The organism is Rugamonas violacea (genome assembly GCF_016461825.1).
Lineage (GTDB): Bacteria > Pseudomonadota > Gammaproteobacteria > Burkholderiales > Burkholderiaceae_D > Rugamonas.
Genome location: NZ_JAEMNU010000093.1, coordinates 1 through 25,506 on the forward strand (window position 1 = coordinate 1; position 25,506 = coordinate 25,506).

Here is a 25,506-nt window from a genome sequence, read left to right on the forward strand (position 1 = left end):
CTCGAATGTCTTTCGCTTTCTTGTTGCCATGTATCACTCCTCAGATGGTGGATTTTCCACCTATTGAGGTGTCCAGGCAAATTAGACCACAGCAGGTCAAACCATGGTCGGCAAGATCGCCGGAATCAATGTCTATGCTCAAGCAAGCAAGTCTGCCGACAAAATTATGAAGCTGGGAAAGACGGACGAGGTCATCTATATGGGGGAAGAGCGCGACGGTCTATATCGTGTGACGACACCACAAGGAGAGGGTTGGGTCGAAAAGCTGCTCATCAAGAAACTGTAATTACCCACGCTACGGGAAACCGGCGCCGGACGAGGGGGCACCGCCAGCGTCCATGCGCACTATTGCCACAAAATTTCACGACTGACTCCCGGGGTCATAGGCCAATTGCATTAACAGCTCTATGATTATTAAAAATTTATCTCCTCGACGATGTGCGGGTCGACTTGGCGGCGCCGCCCTTGCCCGTTGCCGAGCCGGAAGGCTACGCGATGTTGCTGGCGGGCCTGAACCCGCCGCCTAACCCTTCCCGCCACCTGCTCAACAGGTGGCGGCGGCGCCCTCGCCGCGCCTTGCCACCGGCCGCGCCGGCACGGCGGGCACGGCGGCGGCCATGCCGGCCGGCCGCGCCACCAGCTTGAAGGCGTCGACCAGCCGGCCCAGTTGCTGCGACTGGCCCAACATGGTCTCGGCCGCCAACGCCGACTGCTCGACCAGGCCGGCGTTCTGCTGGGTCGCCGCGTCGATCTGGCCGATCGCCAGGTTGACCTGCGCGATGCCCAGGCTCTGCTCGCCGCTGGCGTGCGAGATGTCGCCCATGTGGCCGGCGATGCGCGTCACCGAGGCGAGCACGTCGGCCATGATGCGGCCGGCTTCGTCGACCAGTTCGCCACCCCGGCGCACCTGCGCCACCGAACCTTGGATCAAACGCTTGATCTCGCCGGCCGCCGTGGCCGAGCGTTGTGCCAGCGCGCGCACCTCGGCCGCCACCACGGCGAAGCCACGGCCCTGCTCGCCGGCGCGGGCCGCCTCCACCGCCGCGTTGAGCGCCAATATATTCGTCTGGAAGGCGATGCCGTCGACCACGCCGATGATCTCGGCGATCCGTTGCGAGCTGTCGCGGATGCCGGCCATCGTGTCGATCACCTGCCCCACCGCCACGCCGCCGCGGCCGGCCACCTCGGCGGTGTGGCTGGCCAGGGCGTTGGCCCGGCGAACGTTGTCGGCGGTCTGCCGCAGCGTGCCGGTCAGTTGCTCGATCGAGGTGGCGGTCTCCTGCAGCGAGCTGGCCTGCGACTCGGTGCGCGCCGCCAGGTCGGCGTTGCCGCCGGCCATCTCGCGGGCGCCCAGCCGCACCGCGCCGGCGCTCTCCTTGATCTGGCCGACCAACAGTTTCACATTGATCTGCAAGACCCGCAGCGCCTGGCTCAAACAACCCAGTTCGTCGTCGCCGCGCGCGGCGATGCGCGCGCTCAGGTCGCCGGCGCTCATGCTGCCTATGTCGCCGCACAACTGCCGCAGCGGCGCCACGGCGGCGCGCTGCAGGTGCCAGCCGAACAGCGCGCAGCCGAGCACGCCGGCGCCGGCCGGCAGGGCGCGCGCCGCCGTGTCGCCGGCCAGCGCAGGGGTCAGCCAGCTGAGCAGGAACAACAGCGCCAGCGCGCCGCAGCCGAGCACGATGCGGCGCTTCAGCGTCGGCGTCGGCAGCCACGCCGGCCAGCGCCAGCCGGCGCGCCGCAGCACCCTGCCGTCGCGGATGAACAGTTCGCGGTTGCCGGCGCGGATCTCGGCGTAGGCCAGGTCGGCGGCGCGCACCTGCTCGCGCGTCGGCTTGACGCGGATCGAGGTGTAGCCGACCACCTTGCCGTCGGCGATCATCGGCGCGGCGTTCGCCTCGACCCAGTAGTGGTCGCCGTTCTTGCAGCGGTTCTTGACCAGGCCGGTCCAGCTGCGGCCCTGCCGGAGGCTGCGCCAGAAATCGGCGAAGGCCTCGGCCGGCATGTCCGGGTGGCGCACGATGTTCTGCGGCGCGCCGATCAGCTCCTCGGCGCTGTAGCCGCTGATGTTGATGAAGTCCTGGTTGGCGTAGGTGATGTTGCCGCGCAAATCGGTTTTGGAGACGACCGCTTCCGAGTCCTTCAGGATGTATTCGCGGTGCGGGGCGGGGCTGGTGTGGCGCAAGATGACTCTCCCTTGGGATGGCAACGGTGGCGGAATGGCGCCGGCGCGGCCGTGCCGCGACCGGCATTGCGCGAATAATACACAGAGATGTTTTGCCGCCGTGGACGACCTGGGGCATTCTTGATGTGTGTTATTTTTATTGTGATTTTCACCACCCTAATTACGCCCCGAACAACAGTTCCGGCAGCCGCCGGCGCGCCGCGCGGGCTCTGTTGCAAATTGATCGTCGGTGCGGAATTATTTACTCTGGGCACTTCCCAGCGTGATAAGCTTTTCGTTCAGTCAGGGTCAGAACATAGGACACCTTATGTGCCATCCGCAGCGCTGTCGCGCCATTCCGTCGCTCAGTTTCGCCCTCCCCGACGCCTCGCGCTACCGCATCGGCGCGCCCGCGCCGGCGCACCCCGGCACCGCCTGATTCGCCACAGATCGCCCTTGCGGTGTCCGCCCTCCATCCCGGAACGGCGCTGTTCGGCACATAAAAGAGGAGCATCCATGTTCGCCAATATGAAGGTCGCGACCCGCCTGGGTCTGGGGTTCGGCGCAGTCGTCATCCTGCTGCTGGTGTTGTCGACGGTCAGCATATCGCGGCTGGCGGCGATGAACGACAACATGCGCGAGATCATGACGGACCGTTATCCGAAGGTGATGCTGGCCAACGAAACCATCAAGCTGACCATCGACAACGGCCGCCTGCTGCGCAGCATGCTGCTCTCCAGCACCGAGGAGGAGCGCGAGAAGTTCAAAAAAGTCGTCGAGACCAACCGGCCCAAGGTGGCCGAGGCGCTGGCCAAGATCGACAAGTTGCTGAGCACCGAGAAGGGCCGCGCGATGTTCCGCGACATCACCGACAAGGGCAACCTGCTCAACCCCAAGTACGACGAGCTGTACGCCCTGATGCGCGGCGACCAGAAAAAAGCCGCCGACTTCCTGCGCAACGACTTCGCCACCGCCAACAACGCCTACTGGGGCACGCTGGAGGCCTTGGCCAAATTCCAGGGCGACCTGATGGACAAGGAGGCGATCGAGGCCAACGACAACTATCTGGAGACGCGCAAGCAGGTGATCATGCTGGCGGCGGCGGCGGTGCTGGCCGCGCTGGTGATCGCCAGCATCATCACGATCGACCTGATCCGCCGGCTGGGTGGCGAGCCGGGCTACGCCGTCGAGCTGATGCAGAGCATCTCGAAGGGCGACCTGAGCCGCGAGGTCAAGGTCAAGGCCAACGATACCAGCAGCCTGCTGTTCGCCGTCAAGGAGATGACGGTCAAGCTGCAGCAGGTCATCAACGGCCAACGCGGCGTGGTCGAGGCGGCCAACCACGGCAACTTCGACGCCCGCGTCGAGCTGACCGGCCTGCTGGGCTTCCAGCGCGAAATGGCCGAGGGCCTGAACCAACTGGCCCAGACCACCGGGGCGAGCATCGCCGACGTGGTGCGGGTGATGGGCGCCGTCTCCGAGGGCGACCTGACCAAGACCATCGACAAGCCCTACGAGGGCGCCTTCGGCCAGTTGAAGGAGTACGCCAACAACACGGTCAACAAGCTGGCGCAGGTGGTCAGCGAGGTCAACAGCAGCGCCGAGGGCCTGGCCGCCGCCTCCGAGCAGGTCAGCGCCACCGCCCAGACGCTGGCGCAGTCGTCCAGCGAACAGGCCGCCGGCGTCGAGGAGACCAGCGCCTCGGTCGAGCAGATGACCTCCTCGGTGGCGCAGAACACCGACAACGCCAAGGTCACCGACGCCATGGCCAGCAAGGCCGCCGGCGAGGCCATCGAGGGCGGCGACGCCGTCAAGTCGACCGTCGCGGCGATGAAGCAGATCGCCAAGAAGATCCTGATCATCGACGACATCGCCTACCAGACCAACCTGCTGGCGCTCAACGCCGCCATCGAGGCGGCCCGCGCCGGGGAACACGGCAAGGGCTTCGCCGTGGTCGCCGCCGAGGTGCGCAAGCTGGCCGAGCGCAGCCAGGTCGCCGCGCAGGAGATCGGCGAGGTGGCCAGCAGCAGCGTCGACCTGGCCGAGCGGGCCGGCCAGATGCTCGACGCGATGGCGCCCAACATCAAAAAGACCTCCGACCTGGTGCAGGAGATCACCGCCGCCTCCGAGGAGCAGTCGGCCGGCCTGGCGCAGATCAACCAGGCGATCAGCCAGCTGAGCCAAACCACCCAGCAGAACGCCGCCGGTTCGGAGGAGCTGGCCTCGACCTCGGAGCAGATGAGCAGCCAGGCCGAGGAACTGCAGCAGACCATGGGCTTCTTCAAACTGGCCGGCAGCAAGCCCCTGACACAGCGGCGCGGCGCGCCCAAGGCGGCGACGCTGACGCGCACCGGCGCCCGCCCGATGGAACTGGCCGGCCAGCTCGACGAGACCAGCTTCACCCGCTTCTAGGCCCGTCCCCAAGCGGCGGGGCGGCCACGCCGGCCGGCCCGCCGCTATTTTTTTGGCAACCGAGCTGGCGGCCCGGCACGCCGCCATGGCATCATCGGGTATTTTCATCCGCCCCGAGGTTTCCATGGCCGTGCTGCGCCGCCTGCTCCACATCGTCCTGTTGTTCTGTCTATGCCCGCCCTCGCAGGCGCTCGAGCTGCCCGAGCGGGACGGCGGCGCCGGCGCCACTGCCACGGCCCGCCCCGCCGCCAGCGTGGCGCCGCTGGTGTTCGCCAACCGCACGCTGTTCGTCTTCCGCGCCCCGCTGACCGGCTACAGCCCGGCCGAGCGGGCCGAGGGCGCGCACAAACGCCTGCTCGCCGTGCTGGCCAAACCAGGCCCGCTGCTGCCCGCCACCCACGCCATCGCCGAGGGCAGCCAGGTGCTGCTCGACGGCGCCCAATTGTTCCTGGTGACGCCGGCCGACATCAACCCGCTGGCCGGCGACAGCACCGACAGCGTCGCCACCGAGGCCGCCGCCACCTTGGCCAAGGCGCTGCTTGAACAGCGCGAGCAAACCAGCCTGCACTACCTGCTGATCGCCGGCGCGCTGTGCCTGGCCGCCACGCTGACCTGGACCCTGCTGCTGCACGGCCTGACCCGGCTGCACCGCTGGGCCGGCGCCTGGAGCATGCGGCTCATCAACAGCCGGCTCGGCGAGGTGCGCCTGAAGAACGTCCGCGTGCTCGACGCCGAGCACTACGTCGGCTTCATGCGCCGCCTGGTGTTCCTGCTGATCTGGGCGCTGCGCCTGATGGCCACCTACCTGCTGGCCGCCTTCGTGCTGGGCAAGGTGCCCTACACGCGCAGCTGGGGCGAGCGGCTCGAAGGCTACCTGCTCGACGTCGCCGGCGGTGTCGCGCAGAGCGTGCTGGCCGCCCTGCCCGGCCTGCTGCTGGTGTTGGTCATCGCCGTGCTGGCGCGGCTGGTGGTGCTGACCGCCGCCTCCTTCTTCCAGCGCGTCGAGAGCGGCGAGCTGCAGTTCGGCTGGCTCGACCGCGACACCGCCGGGCCGACCCGGCGCATCGCCAACGTGGTGATCTGGCTGTTCGCGCTGGCCATGGCCTACCCCTACCTGCCGGGCGCGCAGACGGCGGCGTTCCAGGGCGTCTCGGTGCTGGTCGGGCTGATGCTGTCGATCGGCGCCTCGAGCATCGTCGGCCAGGGCGCCAGCGGTTTGATCCTGATGTACGCGCGGGCGCTGCGCAAGGGCGAGTACGTGCGCATCGGCGAGAGCGAGGGCACGGTGGTGGAGCTGGGCCTGTTCAACGTCAGCCTGCGCACCGGCCTGGGCGAAGAGGTTACCCTGCCCAACGCCTGGGTGCTGGGGCAAACCAGCAAGAACTACTCGCGCGCCTATCCCGGCACCGGCTTCGTGCTCGACACCACCGTCACCATCGGCTACACCACGCCGTGGCGCCAGGTGCACGCCATGCTGGAGCTGGCCGCCGGCCGCACCGAGGACATCGCCGCCACGCCCAAGCCGTATGTGATGCAGTTGGCGCTGTCCGACTTCTACGTCGAATACCGGCTGGTGGCCTACGCCACCGTGCAGACGCCGCGCCAGCGCGCCGATGTGCTCAACCAGCTGCACCAGCACATCGTCGACGTGTTCAACGAATACGGCGTGCAGATCATGTCGCCGCACTACCAGCGCGACACCCCGCAGCCGCAAGTGGTGCCGCAAGAGCAATGGCACCTGGCGCCGGCCGCGCCGCCACCGCAGGCCGAGACGACCAACACCGCCGCGCGCGACGCCGCCTAGTACCCACGTCGTTCCCGCGCAGGCGGGAACCCATGCCACGTACGCCGCCGCCGGGGTCAGCAGCCGCCGGGGTCAGCAGCCGCCGGGGTCAGTGCCGACATTCAGACACGGCCTCGGCTGTAGGCGTAATTCCCCGTAATTGCAACTGCTGAGTTTGTGTCCGAATGTCGGCACTGACCCCGGGTGCGCTGACCCCGGGTGCGCACGTCGTTCCCGCGCAGGCGGGAACCCATGCCACGTACGCGTTTCCACCGACGCAGGAACGACAAGGGTTTTTAAAGATACCAAGTTGGCGTCAACGCGAACCTTCGCGCTCACGCCAACGCAGCGGCAGCGCGCCGGACTGGCGCCAACCGCCAGCCACCTCGAAGCGCCACCATCGCTCGGCGCCGTCGGCCGCGCCGGCCGGCCACAGCACCTCCGCGCGGCCGCGCAGTTGCAGCAGGTCGCCGCTGGCGTAGTCGATGAACAGCAGCGCCGCGCGCTCCTCCAGCTGCAAATTACCCAGCGTGTTGAAGTAACGGTTGCCGGGATAGTCCGGCACCAGCAGCGTGTCGCCGGCGACGCGGACGAAGCCGGCCGGGCCGCCCCGATGCGAGATGTCGGCGCCGTGCGCGCCGCCGCTGGTGGCGATGAAGAAGGTGTCGGCGCGCGCCACGACGGCACGCGCTTCCGCGTCCAAGCCGTCGAAAAGCTGGCCGGCGGTGCCGTCGTGCAGGATGCCGCCCTGCCCGGCCGCCACCGGCAGCACGTCGCGCTGCACGATGTACTTGGGGCAGTTGCCGAAGGACTGTCGCACGTCGATGCGCAGGCCCTGCGGTCCGGCGGCGGCGACCACGCCGTTGACCCGGTTGCGCCGGCGCGTGGCGAAGTCCAGGCCCAACAGGCCTACTTGGCTGCCGACCGGCAGATCGGCCAGCACGGCCAGCTGCAAGGTGTGCGGATCGGGACTGGCGGCGAAGCCGGGCGCGCCGCTGAGCACACTGGCGGTGGGCCAGCCGTCGCCGGCCACCGCAGCCATCAGCATGAAGGGCTGGGCGGCGAAAAACTCGCGGTGCTGCTCCGGCATGAAGTCGCGGATGGCGGCGCCCGACGAGGCCTGGCCGGCCAACCGCTGCGCGGCCAGCTCGCCGGCGTGGAAGGGGCCGTTCATGCTGCGGCAGGCAGCGCCGAGCGCGGCATCGGCACAAAGCCTGGCAGCGCCTCGACCCGTCGCAGCCAGGCGCGCACGGCCGGATACGCGGCGAGTGCGACGCCACCCTCCGGCGCGTGGGCCAGGTAGCTGTAGCAGGCCAGGTCGGCCACGGTGGGGCGCGCGGCGGCGAGGAAGTCACGCCCCGCCAGATGCTGCTCGATGAAGGCCAGCGTGCGCTGCGCCAGCGCCTGCGCCTGGGCCAGGTCGCCCGGGCCGTTCCACAGGCAGATCACGCGCGCCGCCGCCGGGCCGTGTTTGATCTCGTTGGCGGAGATCGACAGCCAGCGCTGGATCGCCGCCGCTTCGACCGGGTCGGCGCCGAGCCAGCCGCCGTCCGGCGCGTAGCGGCCGGCCAGGTAGACCAGGATGGCGTTGCTGTCGCTCTGCACCAAGTCGCCATCCTGCAGCACCGGAATCTGTCCCAGCGGGTTGAGGGCGCGGAACCCGGCCGAGGCGCGCACCTCGGCCGGCGCGTCGACGAAGCGGTACGGCAGGCCGAGCAGGTGCAGCAGCAGTTCGATCTTGTGGCAGTGGCCGGACAGATGCAGGCCGTGCAGGGTCAGGTCGGCGGTGGTGGCAACGGACGAGGCGATGGTACTGGGCATGGCAAGGCTCCTGAATCTATGGACGAGGAAGCCATGGTAAGCATTTCAGTTTTTTATGTAAATAATGCTTAGATGGAAATTACTATTCCACTTAGCGGAATAATCTCACCCAGCAGCGGCGGATGGCGCGCATCGGCATGGTTGGACTCATCGGCGCGGAGTGGCGGCGGTGACGGCAACGGTGGCGGTGTTGGCGCTGGCGCTGGCGCTGGCGGTGGCGGCCGTGGCGGCGGCGGTGCCGACCGTGACGGCGACACCGTCGAACTCGGCGATGCTGCGCTCGACCTCGGCCAGCACCTGCGCGAAGGCGGCAACCAGGCCGTCGCACAGGCCGGCGGCTACGCCCAGCTGGCCACCGCCCGCCGCACTCTCAATCCGCTGCAGCGCGGCGACCAGCGCGACGGCGCCGACCAGGCCGACGGTGCCTTTCAGCGCGTGGCTTTCGTAACAGATGGCGCGCGCCTCGCCGGCCGCCAACCCCGCCTGCAGCCGCTGCAACATCGGCGGCGCGATGGCGACGAAGGTATACGACAGGCTGCGGAAGGACTCCAAGTCGCCGCCGGCCGCGCGCAGCAGCACCTGCGGATCGATGTAGCGGTAGACGGCACCCATGCCAGCTCCTCGGCGATGTCGCCGGCGGCCGACAAGGGCACGCCACGCTGGCATCGAAACAATATCGCATCCAATAAAATATCAAATTCGTTTAAATCGATATATTCAACCAGCGCCGGCGACGCCGCGCTCAGCGCCCCTGCCGCGCCCGCTGCGCGCAGCAGGCGCGCAGATAACCACGCAGTTCGTCGTAGTTGACCGGCTTGGCGAAAAACACCACACCGGCCGGCACACCGCCGCGCGCCGCCAGATCCTGCTCGGTCATGCTCGACAGCATGGCGATGTGCGGGATCGCCAACTGCTGGTCGCCCAGGATGGTCTTGACCACCTCGTAGCCGTCGATGCCCTCCATCATGATGTCGGCCAACAGGATATCCGGCTGGCGGCGGGCAATTTCCAGCAGCGCCTGGTAACCATTTTCGCAAAACGACAGGCTGACGGGCAGTTGCCAGGCGGCGATCTGGCGCTCGTAGATGGCGCGCTGCATCGGATTGTCCTCGATCACCAGGATGCTGGCCGGGCCGACCGGCGCGCTACCGCCGCCGGTGCCGCGATTGCCCGGCGCGGTGCCGGCCATCGGCGCGGTCTTGTAGCTCAGCACGGCCTGGCGCGGTATGCGGCGGTGGCCGCCCTTGGTCTTCCAGGCCTCGATGACCCCGGCCTCCACCAGCTGTTGTACCGAGGATACAGAAATACCGAGGATCTCGGCCGCCTGCTGGGTCGTACATACCTCGTCGGGCGTGCTTGCCTTGCTCTTCATCGCGATACCAGTCCCAAGTTCCACAGATAGAAAAAATAAATTACCCAAATTCAATAAATAATTCAGAAAATCAATATAATTGATTCCATGAGGAAGAGTTCCACCGCCGCGACCAGCCCGTCTCTCGCGCATTATGCCGCCGAAACGGGGGCCGGCAAAGTGGAAACGGCAATACCGCCGGCAGGAAATGCGAATAGCAGCAAAAGCGGTGAATTCGATTCACCTTCATCGAAAGGAAACGCCGTGCACACCCTACAACCCAAGCGCCGCCGTGGCGACACCGCCTGGAACCGCCTGGCGGGCCGTGAGGACCTGGGCCTGGCGCTGCTGCTCGGCGCCGGCGCCGCGCTGCTCTGCTTCATCCTCTTCCAGTCGCAGCTGACGGCCTGGCAGCGCATGGCCAGCATGGCCCTGTTGGCCGCCGCCGGCGCCACGCTGACGCTGCGCACGCTACGCGCGCCGACGCCGACACCGCGCAGCGCACACCCACAAGCGGCGCACCCGGCCACCCTGCCCGACCCGGATCTAACCGCCTGCCGCGCCGTCCATGGCATCACCGCCCCGGCCGCCGCCGACGACAGCGACGCCGCCGCTGTCGCCGCTGGCACCGCTGCCAACGGCGCCGTCGCCGCCGGCCGCTCCGCCGCCGGCGGCGCCGACAGCCAGCTCACCGATCCGCTGACCGGCAGCTACCACCGCCGCGAATTCGACCGCCTGCTCGACTACATGTTCCTGCGCGCGCGCCGCTACAGCGCGCCGCTGGCCCTGGTGGTGTTCCGCCTCGACCAGATCCGCCGCATCAACACCATGTTCGGCCGCGCCAGCGGCGATGCCGTGTTGGCCGACCTGGCCCGCTACTCCACCGAGCGCCTGCGCGGCGGCGACGTGCTGGCGCGCTGGGACGAGTGCTCGTTCGCGCTGCTGCTGCCGGGCACCTCGGCGCGCCAGGCCGCGCATGTCGCGCGCTTGTTACAGACGGGCATAGAGCAGGCCTTCTTCGCCGGCTTCGGCGGCATGAGCTGCAGTGTCGGCATCAGCGCCAGCGGCCGCTGCCGCTCGGCGGCGGAACTGGCCCGGCTGGCCGAAGACCGCGTCGCGGTGATCTCATAGCCCGCTTGCGCACCCGGGTGAATATTGACGTAAATCAAGTTTTTTTCGGTTTATACTTGCTATCCTCAATCGCATAGTTTGATGAAAGGTGCGCATGCTCCGACCGCCAGCCCCGTCCGCGCCACACGCCACTCCGCCGCGGCAACCATGTTGTATCTGAACATCTGGCGCGCGCTGACGCCGTTGAACGAGTTGCCCGGCCCGGCCGAGCGCATCATGCAGGCGAAACACGACAGCCAGGTCGAGCAACTACTGCCCTTGCTGACGCCGCTGTTCGGCCTCGTCGTGCTGTTGTTCTCGCTGTGGGATTGGCGGCTCGACCCGGCGCATGCCGGCGCCGCCCTGATTGTGCGCGTCGCCGCCGTGCTGCTGGCCGGCGTGGGCTACTGGCCCAACCGGCTCGGCTGGAGCGTGACGACGCGCTGCGCCGTCATCTATTTTTGCCACGCCGGCGCCATCATCGCCTGCGCCTGGCTGCTGCAGCCGGGCCTGCAGGCCGGCATGGGGGCGATCGCCGCCAGCATCTTCTCGATGTCCGTGGTCACTCTACGCCTGCGCAACTTCGTCGCCATCGTCAGCGCGCCGACCCTGCTGTTCCTGCTGCTGGCAACGCTCCAGCTGGGCTGGCAGGACTTGGCCAACTGCGTCATCCAGTACCTGTTCGCGCTGGTGCTGGCGGCCAGCGTGATGCTGCTGTTCCGCCTGTTCCACCAGCGCGCCTTCCTGCTCGAACAACAGCTGCTGCACCTGTCCCACCACGACAGCCTGACCGGCGCCTGCAACCGCCTCTACCTGGAGCAGGTGGCCGAGCGCGAACTGGCGCTGGCCCAGCGCCACGGCCGCAGCCTGGCCGTGGCCATGCTCGACATCGACCATTTCAAGCAGGTCAACGACAACTACGGCCACGACATCGGCGACCGCGTGCTACAGGAGTTGGTGCGCTGCTGCCAGGGCGCGCTGCGCGAGGTCGACCACTTCGGCCGCCTCGGCGGCGAGGAGTTCATTTGCGTGCTGCCCGAGACCGACCGCGCCGAAGCGCAGCAGTGCGCCGAGCGCCTGCGCGCCAGCCTGGCCTCGCTGCGGCTGGACACGCCGCAAGGACCGCTGCGCTTCACCGTCAGCATCGGCGTGGCCGTGCACAGCCCGCAGCACCCCGACTGGCCGGCCCTGCTGAAGGCCGCCGACAAGGCGATGTACCGCGCCAAGCACAGCGGGCGCAACTGCGTGCGCCTGGCCGGCACGGCGCCGGAGGAGCTGTCCTCGCCACCCGCACCGTCATGACCAGCATGGCGCGGATGGCGCACTAGCCGCGCCGGCGCCGACGGATATCAACCGGTTTTCAGCAGTGTGTCAGCCGTCGGCCCGCATGCGCGCGCTGACGTCCATGCCGATGCCGCGATAGCCGACGAAGCGGCTGGCGGCGTCGAACATCGGCTCGCCGCTCACTTGCAGGTGGCGGGTGCGGCCGTCGGCGCCGGTGCGGCGGTAGACGAAATCGAGGAAGGGCCGGCGCTCGGCGATGTTGGCGGCCAGTTCGGCGCGCTCGGCCGGGTCCCAGCCGGCGTCGGCCAACGCGGCGGCGCCGGGGCCGTCGTCCGGGCCGGCCAGGCCGAGCATCTCGGCGGCCGGGCCGGAGCAGCGCGTCAGGCGGCCTTCGGCGTCCTGCTCCCAGTACCAGTCGGACGACAGCTCGGTGAAGCGCTGGAAGCGCGCCTCGCTCTCGCGCAGCTCGGCGGTGCGCTCCAGCACCGTGGCCTCCAGCTGTTGGTTGTAGCGTTCCAGTTTCTGATACAGCAGGCGCACCTCGAGCAGGTTGCGGATGCGCGTTTCCACCTCGACCAGCTCGAAGGGTTTGCCGACAAAATCCTTGGCGCCGGCCTGCAAGGCGCGCAGCTTGTGGCCCGGCTGGGCGGTGATGACCAGCACCGGCACATAGCCGTCCGGTTCGATGTCCTTCAAGGCCGCCAGGACCTCGAAGCCGTCCATGCCCGGCATTTGCAGGTCGAGCAGGATCAGGTCGTAGTGCTGCTCGCGGTGCAGCCGGCAAACGCTGAACGGGTCCATCGTCGTGGTGATGCGGCTGTAGCCGCCGTTGCGCAGCATCTGCTCAAGCAGCATGACGTTGGCCTCCTGGTCGTCGACCACCAGGATGTTGGCGTTGAGTAGTTCGCTTGCGTTGATCATGACCGTGCTTCCTTGATGACGTGTACGGCCGGCGCGCCTGCTGGCGCCGTCCGGTTGGCGCTGTGCGCGCCGTTCAATGCTCTTCCTCGACCATGCCGTTGGCGGCGGCGAAATTCAGCGCCAGGTCCAGCGCGTCCATGAACTCCTGCACCTTGATCGGCTTGGTCAGGTAGCGGAAGAAGCCCGCCTCCATGCCCTTCTCGATATCGCGCGGCACCGCGTTGGCCGACAGCGCCAGCACCGGAATGTGCTTGGTCGACGCTTCCTCCTGCAGGATCTTCAGGCAGCCGTAACCGCTGATGCCGGGCAGGTTGATGTCCATCAGGATCACGTCCGGCTGGTAGGTGCGCGCCAGCTGGATGCCGAGGTGGCCGTCGATGGCGGTCAGCAGGCGCAGGTCCGGCCGGCGCGAGATCAACTGCTCGACCAGGCTCAGATTGGCCGGGTTGTCCTCCACGTACAGCAAGGTGCGCGGCGCCGCCTCGGCCTGCGTCAGGGCCGTCTCGGCGACGGGCTCGTGGCCGCCGATCAGCGCCGGCGCCTCGGCGCTCTGCAGCTCGATCCAGAAGGTGGTGCCGACGTCGAGCGCGCTGTCGACGCCGATCGCGCCGCCCATCAGTTCGACCAACTGCTTGGTCACCACCAGGCCGATGCCGGTGCCCTCCTCGGCGCTGTCCTCCTGGCCCAGGCGGTTGAACGGCTGGAACAGCTGGCCCAGTTGTTCGGTGCTCAGGCCGGCGCCGGTGTCGCGCACGCTGATGCGCACCCGGCCGGCCTCGCCGACGCCGTAGTCCACCGTCACCGTGCCGCCGCTGCGGTTGTACTTGATGGCGTTCGACAGCAGGTTGATCATCACCTGCTTGACCCGGGTGCGGTCGGCGTGCACGTAGACCGGCCGGCTGAAATGCGGGAACACCATCTGGATGCCGCGCTTGTGGGCCTGCGGCTCGATCATCGATTTGCAGTCGGCGATCACCTCGGCCAACCCCATCGACTCCTGCGACATGGTGATCTTGCCCGACTCGATCATCGCCAGGTCGAGGATCTCGTTGATCAGGCGCAGCAGATACCAGCCGCCCTTGAGGATCTGGTCGAGCGAACGCTGTTGCGGCAGGCTGGGCGCCGGCGTCTCCGAGGCCATCAACTGGGCGAAGCCGAGCACCGCGTTGAGCGGCGTGCGCAGCTCGTGGCTCATGCTCGACAAGAATTCGGACTTGGCCAGATTGGCCTTCTCCGCCGTGGCGCGGGCGCCCTCCAGCTCGACGTTGGTCTCCTGCAGCGCGTGCTCGAACTGCTTGCGCTCGGTGACGTCGCGCGCGGCGGCGAACACGCCCTGCAGGTTGCGGTTGCGGTCGTGGAAGGTGGTGGCGTTGTACGACACCACGGTCTGCTTGCCGTCGCGCGCCTGCGCGGTCAACTCGTAGTTGGTCACTTTGCCCTCGCGCAGCACGCGGGTGATGGCCGCTTCGGCGCGCTGCGGCTCGGTGAAGTAGTCCTTGAACGGCGCGCCGATCAATTCGTCGCGGCTGCAGCCGGTCAAGGCCTCCATCTGCTGGTTGACATCGCTGATGATGCCGCGCGGGTCGGTCGTCATCAAGGCGTCGATGTTCGACTCGATCAGCGAGCGGGTGTAGAACTGCTGGTCGCGCAGGCGTTGGTCGAGCAGGGCCTGCTCGGCCTCGACCTGCTTGCGCGCCGTGTTGTCGGTGCCGATCAGCAGATAGCCGATGACCTTCTCGTCGGCGTCGCGCAAGGCGCTGACCGAGACGATGGCGGGGAAGCGGGTGCCGTCCTTGCGGATGTAGGTCAGCTCGTAGATGTCCTCGATGCCGCGCGAGGCCTTGAACACCAGCGCCTCGAAGCCGGGCGTGATCGGCGTGTTGAACTCCTGGCTCAGCGTGGTGGCGCGGGCGATCAGTTCCTCCGAGTCGGAGATGCCGGCCGGCGTCACCAGGTTGAGCACGTCGGCCGCCGCGTAGCCCAGCATGCGCTCGGCGCCGACGTTGAAGATCTGGATCACGCCCTGGGCGTCGGTGGCGATGCTGGAGAAGTTGGCGCTGTTGAAGATGGCGCGTTGCAGCGCGTCGGCCTTGAGCAGCGGCTGCTGGCCGAACAGCACCGCGCCGCGCCGCCGGATCATCCAGCGCACCCGGGCGAACACCACCAGCAGGCCAAGCACCAGCGCCAGCGCCGTGCCGGCCGCCACGCGCAGCGCCATTTCCGGCTGCAGCAAGCCGCCGCCGGCCATCGCGCCGACCAGTAAAGCCACCAGCACCAATGTCGCCAGGGTGGCGCCGAAGCCCGTCAAGAGCAACCGTTCGGCCGGGGTTTTCTGTTCCACATACATAGATTCTTACCTTGTGCAATCGTACTCAGAGCGTCAGCCTCGGCCCAGACAAGGTGCGGCAGCGCCGCCCTACCCGGCGCGCCGCTACAAGGGGCTGCCGGCGCCCAGCGCGGCCGGTCCGCCGCGTTGGCGCACGTCCGACAACAAACGGGCGAATTCTTTGCGCACCACCTGGTAGCACTCGCAGACGTCGGTCTCCAGGCCGGCGCGGTCGATCACGCTGATGTGGCCGCGCCGGTAGCTGATGTAGCCGTAGCCCTGCAAGCGGCCGGCCGCCTCGGTGACGCCCTCGCGGCGCACGCCGAGCATGCTGGCGATCAGTTCCTGCGTCATGGTCAGTTCGCCGGCGGGCAGGCGGTCCAGGGTCAACAGCAGCCAGCGGCACAACTGCTGCTCGACGCTGTGGTGGCGGTTGCACACGGCGGTCTGCGCGGTCTGCGTCATCAGCGCCTGGGTGTAGCGCAGCAGCAGGCGCATCACCGGACCGGCGCGGTTGAATTCCTCGATCAGGATGTGCGCCTTCATACGGTAGCCAAAGCCGCCGGTCTGCACCACGGCGCGGCTCGGTGTGCTGTCGCCGCCCATGAACAGCGACACGCCCAGCACGCCCTCGTTGCCGACGCCGGCGATCTCCGACGAGCTGCCGTTCTCCAGCACATAGTGCAGCGAGACGATGGCGGTGGTGGGGAAGTAGACATGACTGAGCTTGCCGCCGGACTCGTACAGCACGTCGCCGAGGCGCATCGGCACCAGCTCCAGATGGGGCGACAGGCGGTCGAAGTCGACGTCGAGCAGGGCCGACAACAGATGGTTTTGATTGGGGTCGCTGGGACGGGCCATGGCAGATTCCTGGTTCCAGTCGTCAACTAGGCGGGTGTCGAAGATGGCCGAACGATGGCCACCCATACACAATAACACAGGCGGGCGGCGCACCGCGCACGCCAGGATGACTCCGCCTCAGTCGGCGGCCGGCGGCCGGCGCTGCGGCTGGTGGTATTTGCCCCGCCCCACCCGCTGGGCGTGGTAGATGCCGCTGTGGCCGGAGAACAGATAGGCCATCACGCAGGCCAGCGCGGCGAACGGCCCGATCTGCGGGCCGAACAGCTCGACGGCCATGATCATCGAGGCCAGCGGCGTGTTGGCGGCGCCGGCAAACACGGCGACGAAGCCCAGCCCGGCCAACAAGGGGAACGGCAGGTGCAGCAGCGGCGCCAGCGCGTTGCCCAGGGTGGCGCCGAGGTAGAACAGCGGCGTCACCTCGCCGCCCTTGAAGCCGCTGCCCAGCGAGGCGACGGTGAAGACGAACTTGCCGGCCCAGTCCCACGGCGCCAGCGGCCGGGCGAAGGCCTCGACGATGACGGGGATGCCCAGGCCGATGTAGCGCGTGCCGAGCAGCCAGACCGCCAGCGCGACGACGCCGCCGCCGAGCAGCGGCCGCAGCGGCGCGTAGGCGATATGCCGCTTCATGAAGGCCGAGGCGGCGTGGGTGCTGCGGGCGAAGGCCATGCCGGCCAGGCCGAACAGGGCGCCGGCGGCGAGCACCGCCGCCACGTTGAGCAAGGTCAGCGGCGCCGTCGCCTGCATCGCATAGTGGCTGTGCCGCACGCCCCAGGCCATGCCGATCTGGTCGGCGGCGATGGCCGCCACCATGCAGGGGAAGATGGCGTCGTAGCGCAGCCGGCCGATGGCCAGCACCTCCAGCGCGAAGATGGCGCCGGCCAGCGGCGTGCCGAACACCGAGGCGAAGCCGGCGCCGATGCCGGCCATCAGCAGGATGCGCCGGTCCTCGGGGCGCAGGCGGAACAGGTGGGTCAACTGGTCGGCCAGCGCGCCGCCCATCTGCACGGCGGTGCCTTCGCGGCCGACCGAGGCGCCGAACAGGTGGCTGACCACGGTGCCGACCAGCACCAGCGGCGCCAGGCGCAGCGGCACCACACTCTTCGGGTCGTGGATCTCGTCGATCAGCAGGTTGTTGCCGGCTTCGACGGAACGGCCCAACTTCAGGTACACCCAGCCGACGGCGAAGCCGGCCAGCGGCAGCAGCCAGATCAGCCAGGCGTGCGCCTCGCGGTAGCTGGTCGCCCGGTCGAGCGCGAACAGGAAGAAGGCCGAGGCGCTGCCGCTCAGCGCGGCGATCAGGCCGGCGATGAGGCACCACTTGCCCACATAGGGCAGCAGGGCGAGCGGTTCGGGCAGTCGGGGAAGGTTCATGGCGCCGGTGGTGAGCATGCCGGGCCTGTACAACGGGCGCTGCGCGCGGACCGACAATGGCTGCCATGCTAGCAAAAAAGGTCGGCGCCAGCAATCGAGCGGCCGCCTTGGCGCTGTTCAGCGCCGCCGCCGTCCGCTATGCTACGCTCAAGCCATTGTCGCCGCCCCACCACCACGAGAACCGACCCACATGCAATTCAACGACCTGCACGACGACTCCGAAGACAAGCAATTCAGCGCCGCGCAGCGCGCCAGCGCGGCCAGCCGCAGCACCTGGGTCAGCGTGGTGGTCAACCTGGTGCTCAGCAGCGTGCAGATTGCGGTCGGCGTGTTCGCCCGCTCGCAGGGCCTGGTCGCCGACGGCATCCACTCGCTGTCCGACCTAGTGGCCGACTTCGTCGTGCTGTTCGCCGGCCACCACGCCCGCAAGGACGCCGACCAGAACCACCCCTACGGCCACCAGCGCTTCGAGACGGCCGCCTCGCTGGCGCTCGGCCTGCTGCTGCTGGCGGTCGGCCTCGGCATGCTGTGGTCGGCCGTGCTCAAGCTGCAGAACCCGGCCAGCGTGCCCGAGGTGCATGGCGTCGCGCTGTGGGTGGCCGGCGCCGCCCTGCTGGCCAAGGAGACGCTGTTCCGCTACATGCTGGCGGTGGCCAAGCGCATCAAATCGAGCCTGTTGGTGGCCAACGCCTGGCACGCCCGCTCGGACGCCGCCTCCTCGCTGGTGGTCGGCCTGGGCATCGTCGGCAACCTGGCCGGCTATCCGATCTTCGACCCGATCGCCGCGCTGATCGTCGGCTGCATGATCGCCCGCATGGGCTGGAACTTCAGTTGGGACGCGCTGCACGACCTGATGGACCGCGCCGTCGACGACGAGGAGGTCGAGGCGATCCGCCACACCCTGGCCGAGACGCCCGGCGTGAGCGGCGTGCACGACGTGCGCACCCGCAAAATGGGCGACATGATCGTGGTCGACGCCCACATCGAGGTCGACGCCCTGCTCACCGTGGAGGCCGGCCACGACATCGCCGTGGCGGCGCGCCAGCGCGTGCTGCAGCACCATCGCGTGCTCAATCTGATGACCCACGTCGATCCGTGGCACCGGCCCGACCTGGACCACAGCGCCGCGCAAAGCGCCGGCGCCGCCGAGTTGCAACCTTAAGGACACCTCGAATAACCGTCATTCCGCATCGGCGGGCCGCCGCGCGGGCGGGAATCCATACACTGCACGCTCATTGACTCAGCATGGGTTCCCGCCAGCGCGGGAACGACAATTTTGCAGTTTTTCGACGTGCCCTTAATTGATACGCTTCAGGCGCTGGCCGTGGATGCCCCACAGGCAGTCCTCGCCTTCGTAATTGGCGGCGATGGCCCAGCCCGTGCCGACCTTCTGCACGGTGGTCTCGCACTCGATTTCCTTGGCCAGTTTCTGGCCCCAGCCGTCGGCGGCGCCCCGGCCTTTGAACAATTCCTTGTCGTTGAAGATGACGGTGGCGTCGAAGACGGGTACGGCGAATATGGTCATGATGGTAATTCCTGATGATTGGTAAAAGCGACGGCAGCGGCCGCCAGCGCGGCATTGTGCCACAACCGGCGCGACAAGCCGGCGGCCGGGGCCGCCGACTGGCGTCGCCAGCGTTGGCGCGCCATCAGCGTATTATAAATTGAGCTCGCGGTTGCAGGCCGGCTTGGTGACGGCGTGGCGCAGCATGATCAGGCCCATGCTGGCGGCGACGAAGCCGCCGAAGATCAGGATGGTGGTGTTGAGGCCGACGTTCATGCGCAGCATCATCGCGTACAAGGCCATCACCGCCAGGATCGACAGGTTCTCGTTGAAATTTTGCACCGCCACCGAGTGGCCGGCGCTCATCAACTTGTAGCCGCGATGCTGCAACAGCGCGTTCATCGGCACCACGAAGAAGCCGGCCAGACCGCCGATGACGATCAGCAGCGGCGCCGCCAGCCACGCCGTGTGCACCACCGTCATCAACATCACCACGCCGCCCATCAGCATGCCCAGCCACAGCACCGACAACGAGCGGCGCAGCGTGACATAGCGCGCCGCCAGCACCGCGCCGCCGGCCACGCCGAAGGCGAACACGCCCTGCAGCAGCGCCGCCTTGTCCAGCCCCAGGCCCAGCGTCTCCTGGCCCCAGCGCAGCAGAATGTATTGCAGCGCCGTGCCGGCGCCCCAGAACAGCGTGGTCACCGCCAGGGACAACTGGCCCAGCTTGTCGCGCCACAGCACGCCGCTGCAACGCCAGAAGTCGGCGATCAGCTGGCCGGCGCGGGTCGACTGCTTGGCGTAGCGCACCTCGGTGTCGGCGATGCCCAGGTTGAACAGCGCGGCCAGGCAGTAGACGCCGACGATCACGCACAGCGCCGCCTCGCCCGGCGTGTCGATGCCGGTATCAATGAAAGGGAAATCAAAACTCAACAAGAAGGACGAGACGGCGGCGTTGGCCGACAGCGCGCCGCCCAGCACCACGCCGAAGATGGTCGAACTGATCGTCAGCCCCTCGATCCAGCCATTCGCCGCCACCAGTTGTTCGGGCGGCAGCAGCTCGGTCAAAATGCCGTACTTGGCCGGCGAATACGCCGCCGCGCCCAGCCCGACGATGCCGTAGGCCAGCACCGGATGCAGTTGGAAGAAAATGGTGGCGCAACCGCCGATCTTGATCAGGTTGGTCATGAACATGACCTTGCCTTTGGGGAAAGAATCGGCGAAAGCGCCGACAAAAGCACCCAACAAAACATAGGACAGCACGAAGGACCACTTCAGCATCGGCGTCATCCAGTCGGGCGCCTTCAGCAGCGTCAGAAAGCCGACACAGGCGATGAACAAGGCGTTATCGGCGAGCGAGGAAAAGAACTGCGCCGCCATGATGGTGTAAAAGCCTTTTTTCAAACCATGTCTCCGAATCTTTTTTGAGCTTGCATTTATATCATAATAGTTGCTCAGAAAGATAATTTTTGGGCCGCCGGCGATGGCCGGGAGCGCTTCCGCCGTATAAAATTTTGCCTGAAAAGCAAGACTTATTCACGCATCAATTTTTCCTGTGCAATAATTAGTTTCCTCAACGAACGCTATTGCAGATGACGAAATCCAGCCCGCAGCAAACCCGCCGCCGCCTGCGCAGCGCCGCCATGAGTATCGCTTTGGCCATTGGCTTGGCGGCCCCGCTGGCGCAAGCTCAATCGCTCGCCTTCACCTTCGACGACGGTCCCAATCTGGCCGAAACCCCACGCCTGACACCGCAGCAGCGCAACGACGCCCTGCTCGCCGCGCTGGCCAAACACAAGGTGCAGGCCGCGCTGTTCGTCACCACCGGCTTCGGCGCCGACAAACCGACCGGCTACGCGCTGGCCAAGGCCTGGGGCCAGGCCGGCCACGCCATCGGCAACCATACGATGAGCCACCCGGACCTGCACGACGCCAAGCTCAGCCTGGCGCAGTACCAGCAGGAGATCCTCGACTGCGACGCCATCATCAAGACCCTGCCCGGCTACCAGAAGTGGTATCGCTACACCTTCCTACGCGAGGGCAACACGCCCGAAAAGCGCGACGGCATGCGCACCTTCCTGCAAAAGCAAGGCTACCGCAACGCCTACGTCAGCCTGGACACCAGCGACTGGCGCCTCGACGAGAAGTTGCAAGAAGTGCTGAGCAAGAATCCGCAGGCCGACCTGACGCCGATCAAGCAAGCCTACCTGGCCCATGTGCGCCAGCGCGCGCTGGCTTACCGCGCCCTGTCGCTGCAATTGCAGGGACGCGACATCGCCCAGGTGATCCTGATGCACCACAACCTGATCAACGCCCTGTGGCTGGACGACGTGATTGCCCAGTTCAAACAGATGGGCTGGACCATCACCACCCCGGCGGCGGCCTTCGCCGACCCGGTCTATCAGCTGGCGCCCGAACGCTCTGCCCCGGGACAAAGTTTGTTGCTGTCGCTGGGCCGCATCCTCGGCCTGGGCAAGTTCCCCGGCGGCGAACGCTTGGTCGATGATGGCGATGCGGAAATTGAGGCGTTGAAGGCGCAGGGCTTGTGAAGATGGCCGTCAGCGCGCGATAGCACCGAGCAAAGACGCGCCTTCAATTTGAAATGACGCCGGAAGCCCAATGTTGGCATCGACGTGAAAACCAAGCTCCTTGGTCTTCGGCGGGCTTAAAAGAACTCATCCAGCAAACAATAGAATTTCATGCGCTGCATATCGAGTTCCATACCGTATTCGCGGCAGAAAATCTCCAGCCACTCCACTCCGAAATTACGTGCAATGCTGCGAGCCGCGAGCGCGAGGTCTTGATAACGATCGCTGACACCGAGCCCGCCACAGTCGATGAAACCTGTGAACTGTTGGGCCTCAGCCATGAAATTCGGCAGGCAAGCGTCGCCGTGAGTCACCACCAGGTCGTGAGTCTGCGGAAGCGTGGACAACAGCTCAGCGTACACGTCTTCGCTGGTTCGTCCCTGCCGCTCATCGTCGAAGTCGGCGTCGTCAACGAGTCCGGCGTCCATTCGATTCTTGACGACTATTAAACGCTTTTCCAAGCGCTGATCGAAGGGGCACTCTGCGATTGGCACCAGGTGCAGGGTACGCAGCGCCCTCGCCACGATGACGATTATCTGGCTGATCGATAGGTCATCGGCGCTAGCCAGATCACGCCCAGGGACGGCGCTCATGAGCAGCCAGTGGCGATTGTGCTCTGTTATTGCCTCAATAACTGTTGGCCCCGGCAGTTTGTGTTGCATCAGCCAATGAAGGCGCTCCACCTCGTCAGGAAGCTCACTTAGCAAACCAACGGGCTCCGATTTCAGGAACAAATCTTCCTTGTTGATGCAGCGGATGCGAAAAACATCGGCTCGCGACTGGCCAATTGCCTGTTGTTCTATCAGCGCGCCAGCGAACTTCTGCCGCCATTGGGCCGGAATGCGCAACTTCTCGACGTCGGACACGGCTCGCCGCTCGGCGACGGGAACAAGGTCAAAGTCGGGACGCAGCACATCAATAGACGACGGGCCGGTTGCGTTCTCTGTATCTGCTGAAGTGCTAATTTGATGCTTTCGGTTGTGAATGTTGGGACCTGCCGCCGTACTTTAAATTAATCGGGTAGCTGTCTCAAGTGATATTGGCACAGGGGGAAGCGCTGCTCGTCACTGCCGCCGGCCTGCACCCCGCCCTCAGCGCGCGGCAGCGCGGCAGCGCGGCGCAAAGACTCGCCTTCAATTTTGACTGACGCGGAAAGCCGAATAAGTTATATTTCTACAACCATGCATTTTAGGCCAGTGGCAGCTGAATGCGTGGGGACATTGCCGCGAAAATTTAAAACGAGGAGCCCGAAACCATGAGCGATACTGAAAAATTGAAAGGCCCAGCTTCATACTTCCCTTCCATCGAAAAAACTTATGGACATCCTGTCACGCATTGGTTAGATCTTCTGGCGATAATGAGCGGCAAGAAGCATATGGAACTGGTGAGCTGGCTCAAGAACGAGCACCAAATTGGCCACGGCCACGCTAACGCACTGGTCGCTCATTACCTTAGCCGTAACGCCTAAATTGTCTGTAGGCAAGGCGTGTTATCTGGAATCGACTCACCAGAAGTAGCTGTCAGGTTCCAGTTGCCGGTAGCTCCGCCGACCTGGGATATAGCACCCGTTATCCGATCCACCTTTTAAGAAGGAGGCGTCATGAACAAGCAAGTCATCTTCAACTTACCGGTGAAGGACCTGGACAAATCCAAGGCCTTTTTTTCTGCTCTCGGCTTCAGCTTCAATGCACAATTTAGCAATGAGAATTCGGCGTTTATGATCATCGTGGACGACTGCATATATGCAATGCTGATGACCGAAACCTCCTTCAAGTCCTTTATCGACAAACCCCTCGCTCGGGCGACTGAAGCTAATGAGGTCATCATCTGTCTGAGCTGCGAGAGTCGAGAGGAAGTGGACTGTCTGATTGCGAAGGCCGCTGCTGCGGGAGGGCGCATTCCACATCCGCCCGAAGATCATGGCTTTATGTATGACCAAGGTTTCGAGGACATTGACGGTCACCTGTGGAACCTGGTCTGGACGGCACCTCAAACCTGATGGGTTTAGCCGGCTAAGCAAGGTCCGCTACGGGGCGGAAACGCCAGCGGAAGAATTATCTTCAGCGGCGACCACATGCCCCGTCGTAGTGAGAATTTTTATTTCAAACAGCTCCCTTTGATGCGGTAAATTTTGATTTTTGAGGGGGCGGTTTGGGGCGCATCGAATAACCCTGAATTCGTCGTTCCGCATCGGCGGACCGCCACGCAGGCGGGAACCCATGCTGCGCTAGACAAGATGCGACATATAGGTGGCAGCGCATGGTCGTGCCCAGTGGCTTTAATAGGAGTTGATGAACGGTATCCGGACATCGTAGACGTAAGCTCTTTCCAGTCGTTAAATCTTGCTATGAGGTTGATTCGCCAACGCTTGGGGCATCTGTTAGACGTAGAGTGAAGGAGTCCTATGATTAGCAAGGAAGGCGCTCCAGTTGGTTGGTCTGCGCTTATGTATGAACTCGAAGACGCGCAGGAGCATTTGGCTCGTCTTATATCGGAGATGAACAAAGACCCAGAATATGACGAAGAAAGTTTTCGCATGGATCTTGGACACGTGTTTTCGCATTTGAATAGGGCTTGGAATTGGCGAAATGAGGATGTTGACATTGATGAAGAAAATTGGCAGCGAGCCAGCCAGTTCCCAGTAGACCTTGACCCGGTATAAGATATGTACGAGGCTGACCGCCTTCGGCCAGGAATGGTCGCTTATTTAAATTCGACTTATAAAACCAAGGTTAACTTGAATATAATAATTATTAAATATCAAAGGAATTATAATGGCAAATCTTATAAAATTATCCGATACATCTTGGCAGCAGCCATTCCGAGATCGGAAGAAGGAATTTCGTCTTTGGCCCACCCAAAAAGAAGTCGCCAGTTTTAACGACTTAAAGAACAGCACGAAGCGGCTATTGAGAGTTTCCTTTGAGCCACGTTTTAATTTGGATGTAATCGATCTATTTCAGATAACCAGTGGGCAGGAGATTAGCTTCCCAAAAGATTTTCAAGATATTATAAAACCAATTGTATTAAACAATTTAAACTCTTATTTTACTGTTGAAGTTTTAGAATATAACGACAGTGGATGGGCTCCCGGAAATATAAACACTGAAGGCGCCGCAAACATTAAGACACGTATCGGCCAGCAAAAATTTCGGCGTGAGCTAATATCTTACTGGGATAGCTGTGCTATCAGTGGAATAAATGTTGAAGAAATACTTAAAGCGTCTCATATTAAACCTTGGAAAGTTGCCTCTGATTCTGAACGCTTAGATCCTTTTAATGGAATTCTTCTCTCGCCAATGTATGATACATTATTTGATCGGGGCTTTATATCGTTCGATGACTCAGGGAAAATTTTACTTTCTTCAACAGCAAAAAAATTTATTGCTGAACTCGGGCTACGGAAAGATATATTTCTAAAAAAAATAGACCGGCGCCACATTCGCTACTTGCAAGCACATCGCAGTTTATTTGGCTTCAGGACTTAAACCCGCTATTGCACACAATGCTTTCCGTAGTCGGCCACAGCGGACTATCAGATATAGAAATGAAAAAAACACATTATTAATTGCTCGTTATTAAAGTCTGAGGGTGATTTTTAGAACATCTATTACGAAGCCTCCCATCCCAAGGGCCCGGATTATTTCAACGGGGACCTAGATGCATTTTCGGATGCAGTCTCAGCGGGCGGACCTGGCTGGCTAGGTGACTGTCAAATTGAATTGATGAGCATTGATAAATTTGCACGGTAAAATTCTCGTCTGTACAACAGGCTAAAATGGATAGAAAAATATTTTGGAACGGGTAGTGGCGTGACAATCCCTCTCCCAATTACACTTTATTGGCTTCCACCTACGGCCAACAACGGCCGTCATGTGGCAGGGAAATATGATAATTTTTACCATAGCTATAGTTATGCTGTGGTCTAATTTGCCTGGACACCTCAATAGGTGGAAAATCCACCATCTGAGGAGTGATACATGGCAACAAGAAAGCGAAAGACATTCGAG

General features: G+C 64.6%; 23 protein-coding genes. 11 read left to right on the plus strand and 12 right to left on the minus strand.

Annotation, left to right across the window (positions count from 1 at the left end; all coding sequences use genetic code 11):
* Nucleotides 1–103: 103 nt before the first annotated feature.
* Nucleotides 104–286, plus strand: a complete 183-nt coding sequence (locus H7U20_RS17755; RefSeq protein WP_199760483.1) for an SH3 domain-containing protein — start codon at nt 104–106, stop codon at nt 284–286.
* 258 nt (nt 287–544) lie between these two features.
* Here the strand turns inward: H7U20_RS17755 and H7U20_RS17760 are convergent, their stop codons facing one another.
* Complete coding sequence (locus tag H7U20_RS17760) at nt 545–2,185, minus strand: methyl-accepting chemotaxis protein (protein WP_199760484.1); 1,641 nt, start codon at nt 2,183–2,185, stop codon at nt 545–547.
* 495 nt (nt 2,186–2,680) lie between these two features.
* On the opposite strand from H7U20_RS17760, the gene H7U20_RS17765 reads away from it, so the two are divergent.
* Both H7U20_RS17765 and H7U20_RS17770 read left to right on the plus strand, forming a co-directional pair.
* On the plus strand, nt 2,681–4,576 hold the full coding sequence (locus H7U20_RS17765; protein ID WP_233410858.1) for a methyl-accepting chemotaxis protein: 1,896 nt from the start codon (nt 2,681–2,683) through the stop codon (nt 4,574–4,576).
* Between the two features lie 85 nt (nt 4,577–4,661).
* Nucleotides 4,662–6,380 (plus strand): mechanosensitive ion channel family protein, encoded by a 1,719-nt coding sequence (locus H7U20_RS17770; RefSeq protein WP_233410859.1) that lies wholly within the window; start codon nt 4,662–4,664, stop codon nt 6,378–6,380.
* Nucleotides 6,381–6,675: 295 nt separating this feature from the next.
* Here the strand turns inward: H7U20_RS17770 and H7U20_RS17775 are convergent, their stop codons facing one another.
* From H7U20_RS17775 to H7U20_RS17790, 4 genes are all read right to left on the minus strand, one after another.
* A complete protein-coding gene (locus H7U20_RS17775; RefSeq protein WP_199760485.1) occupies nt 6,676–7,533 on the minus strand; it encodes a pyridoxamine 5'-phosphate oxidase family protein in 858 nt (285 codons plus the stop codon).
* Nucleotides 7,530–8,168, minus strand: coding sequence for a glutathione S-transferase (locus H7U20_RS17780; protein ID WP_370593175.1), 639 nt, complete (start codon nt 8,166–8,168; stop codon nt 7,530–7,532). The genes H7U20_RS17775 and H7U20_RS17780 overlap by 4 nt, the downstream gene beginning before the upstream one ends.
* Before the next feature lie 159 nt (nt 8,169–8,327).
* Nucleotides 8,328–8,792, minus strand: a complete 465-nt coding sequence (locus tag H7U20_RS17785; RefSeq protein WP_199760487.1) for an Hpt domain-containing protein — start codon at nt 8,790–8,792, stop codon at nt 8,328–8,330.
* A gap of 130 nt (nt 8,793–8,922) precedes the next feature.
* A complete protein-coding gene (locus H7U20_RS17790; protein WP_199760488.1) occupies nt 8,923–9,552 on the minus strand; it encodes a response regulator in 630 nt (209 codons plus the stop codon).
* 243 nt (nt 9,553–9,795) lie between these two features.
* Between H7U20_RS17790 and H7U20_RS30695 the strand changes: the two genes are divergently transcribed.
* Nucleotides 9,796–10,662 carry a GGDEF domain-containing protein gene (locus tag H7U20_RS30695; RefSeq protein WP_199760489.1) on the plus strand — a complete coding sequence of 289 codons (867 nt, stop codon included), beginning with the start codon at nt 9,796–9,798 and terminating at the stop codon, nt 10,660–10,662.
* Nucleotides 10,663–10,809: 147 nt separating this feature from the next.
* A complete protein-coding gene (locus H7U20_RS17800) occupies nt 10,810–11,943 on the plus strand; it encodes a GGDEF domain-containing protein (RefSeq protein ID WP_199760490.1) in 1,134 nt (377 codons plus the stop codon).
* Nucleotides 11,944–12,012: 69 nt separating this feature from the next.
* Here H7U20_RS17800 and H7U20_RS17805 read toward each other — a convergent pair whose 3' ends face one another.
* The 4 genes from H7U20_RS17805 to H7U20_RS17820 form a co-directional block, all read right to left on the minus strand.
* Nucleotides 12,013–12,846 (minus strand): response regulator, encoded by an 834-nt coding sequence (locus H7U20_RS17805; protein ID WP_199760491.1) that lies wholly within the window; start codon nt 12,844–12,846, stop codon nt 12,013–12,015.
* A gap of 73 nt (nt 12,847–12,919) precedes the next feature.
* Complete coding sequence (locus H7U20_RS17810; RefSeq protein WP_233410862.1) at nt 12,920–14,986, minus strand: PAS domain-containing hybrid sensor histidine kinase/response regulator; 2,067 nt, start codon at nt 14,984–14,986, stop codon at nt 12,920–12,922.
* A 291-nt stretch (nt 14,987–15,277) separates the two neighbouring features.
* Entirely contained in the window at nt 15,278–16,033 is a 756-nt protein-coding gene (locus H7U20_RS17815) for a Crp/Fnr family transcriptional regulator (RefSeq protein WP_199760492.1), read from the minus strand.
* Between the two features lie 117 nt (nt 16,034–16,150).
* Complete coding sequence (locus tag H7U20_RS17820) at nt 16,151–17,404, minus strand: voltage-gated chloride channel family protein (RefSeq protein WP_199760493.1); 1,254 nt, start codon at nt 17,402–17,404, stop codon at nt 16,151–16,153.
* A gap of 190 nt (nt 17,405–17,594) precedes the next feature.
* Between H7U20_RS17820 and H7U20_RS17825 the strand changes: the two genes are divergently transcribed.
* Nucleotides 17,595–18,566: a cation diffusion facilitator family transporter gene (locus H7U20_RS17825; protein WP_199760494.1), complete on the plus strand. Its 972-nt coding sequence runs from the start codon at nt 17,595–17,597 to the stop codon at nt 18,564–18,566.
* A gap of 135 nt (nt 18,567–18,701) precedes the next feature.
* Here H7U20_RS17825 and H7U20_RS17830 read toward each other — a convergent pair whose 3' ends face one another.
* Nucleotides 18,702–18,929: a hypothetical protein gene (locus H7U20_RS17830; RefSeq protein WP_199760495.1), complete on the minus strand. Its 228-nt coding sequence runs from the start codon at nt 18,927–18,929 to the stop codon at nt 18,702–18,704.
* 132 nt (nt 18,930–19,061) lie between these two features.
* Nucleotides 19,062–20,312, minus strand: coding sequence for a lysophospholipid transporter LplT (gene lplT, locus H7U20_RS17835; protein ID WP_199760496.1), 1,251 nt, complete (start codon nt 20,310–20,312; stop codon nt 19,062–19,064).
* Nucleotides 20,313–20,500: 188 nt separating this feature from the next.
* On the opposite strand from lplT, the gene H7U20_RS17840 reads away from it, so the two are divergent.
* A complete protein-coding gene (locus H7U20_RS17840) occupies nt 20,501–21,457 on the plus strand; it encodes a polysaccharide deacetylase family protein (RefSeq protein WP_233410860.1) in 957 nt (318 codons plus the stop codon).
* Between the two features lie 116 nt (nt 21,458–21,573).
* On the opposite strand, the gene H7U20_RS17845 is transcribed toward H7U20_RS17840, so the two are convergent.
* A complete protein-coding gene (locus tag H7U20_RS17845; RefSeq protein ID WP_370593174.1) occupies nt 21,574–22,362 on the minus strand; it encodes an APH(3')-II family aminoglycoside O-phosphotransferase in 789 nt (262 codons plus the stop codon).
* Nucleotides 22,363–22,751: 389 nt separating this feature from the next.
* Here H7U20_RS17845 and H7U20_RS17850 point away from each other — a divergent pair, with 389 nt between their 5' ends.
* From H7U20_RS17850 to H7U20_RS17865, 4 genes are all read left to right on the plus strand, one after another.
* A complete protein-coding gene (locus H7U20_RS17850; protein WP_199760497.1) occupies nt 22,752–22,964 on the plus strand; it encodes a DUF4287 domain-containing protein in 213 nt (70 codons plus the stop codon).
* A 132-nt stretch (nt 22,965–23,096) separates the two neighbouring features.
* Nucleotides 23,097–23,495, plus strand: a complete 399-nt coding sequence (locus H7U20_RS17855; protein WP_199760498.1) for a VOC family protein — start codon at nt 23,097–23,099, stop codon at nt 23,493–23,495.
* A 405-nt stretch (nt 23,496–23,900) separates the two neighbouring features.
* The gene (locus H7U20_RS17860) at nt 23,901–24,158 is read left to right on the plus strand and encodes a hypothetical protein (RefSeq protein ID WP_199760499.1); all 258 of its coding nucleotides are present in this window, start codon (nt 23,901–23,903) and stop codon (nt 24,156–24,158) included.
* Nucleotides 24,159–24,270: 112 nt separating this feature from the next.
* The gene (locus tag H7U20_RS17865) at nt 24,271–24,984 is read left to right on the plus strand and encodes an HNH endonuclease (RefSeq protein WP_199760500.1); all 714 of its coding nucleotides are present in this window, start codon (nt 24,271–24,273) and stop codon (nt 24,982–24,984) included.
* Nucleotides 24,985–25,506 lie beyond the last annotated feature (522 nt).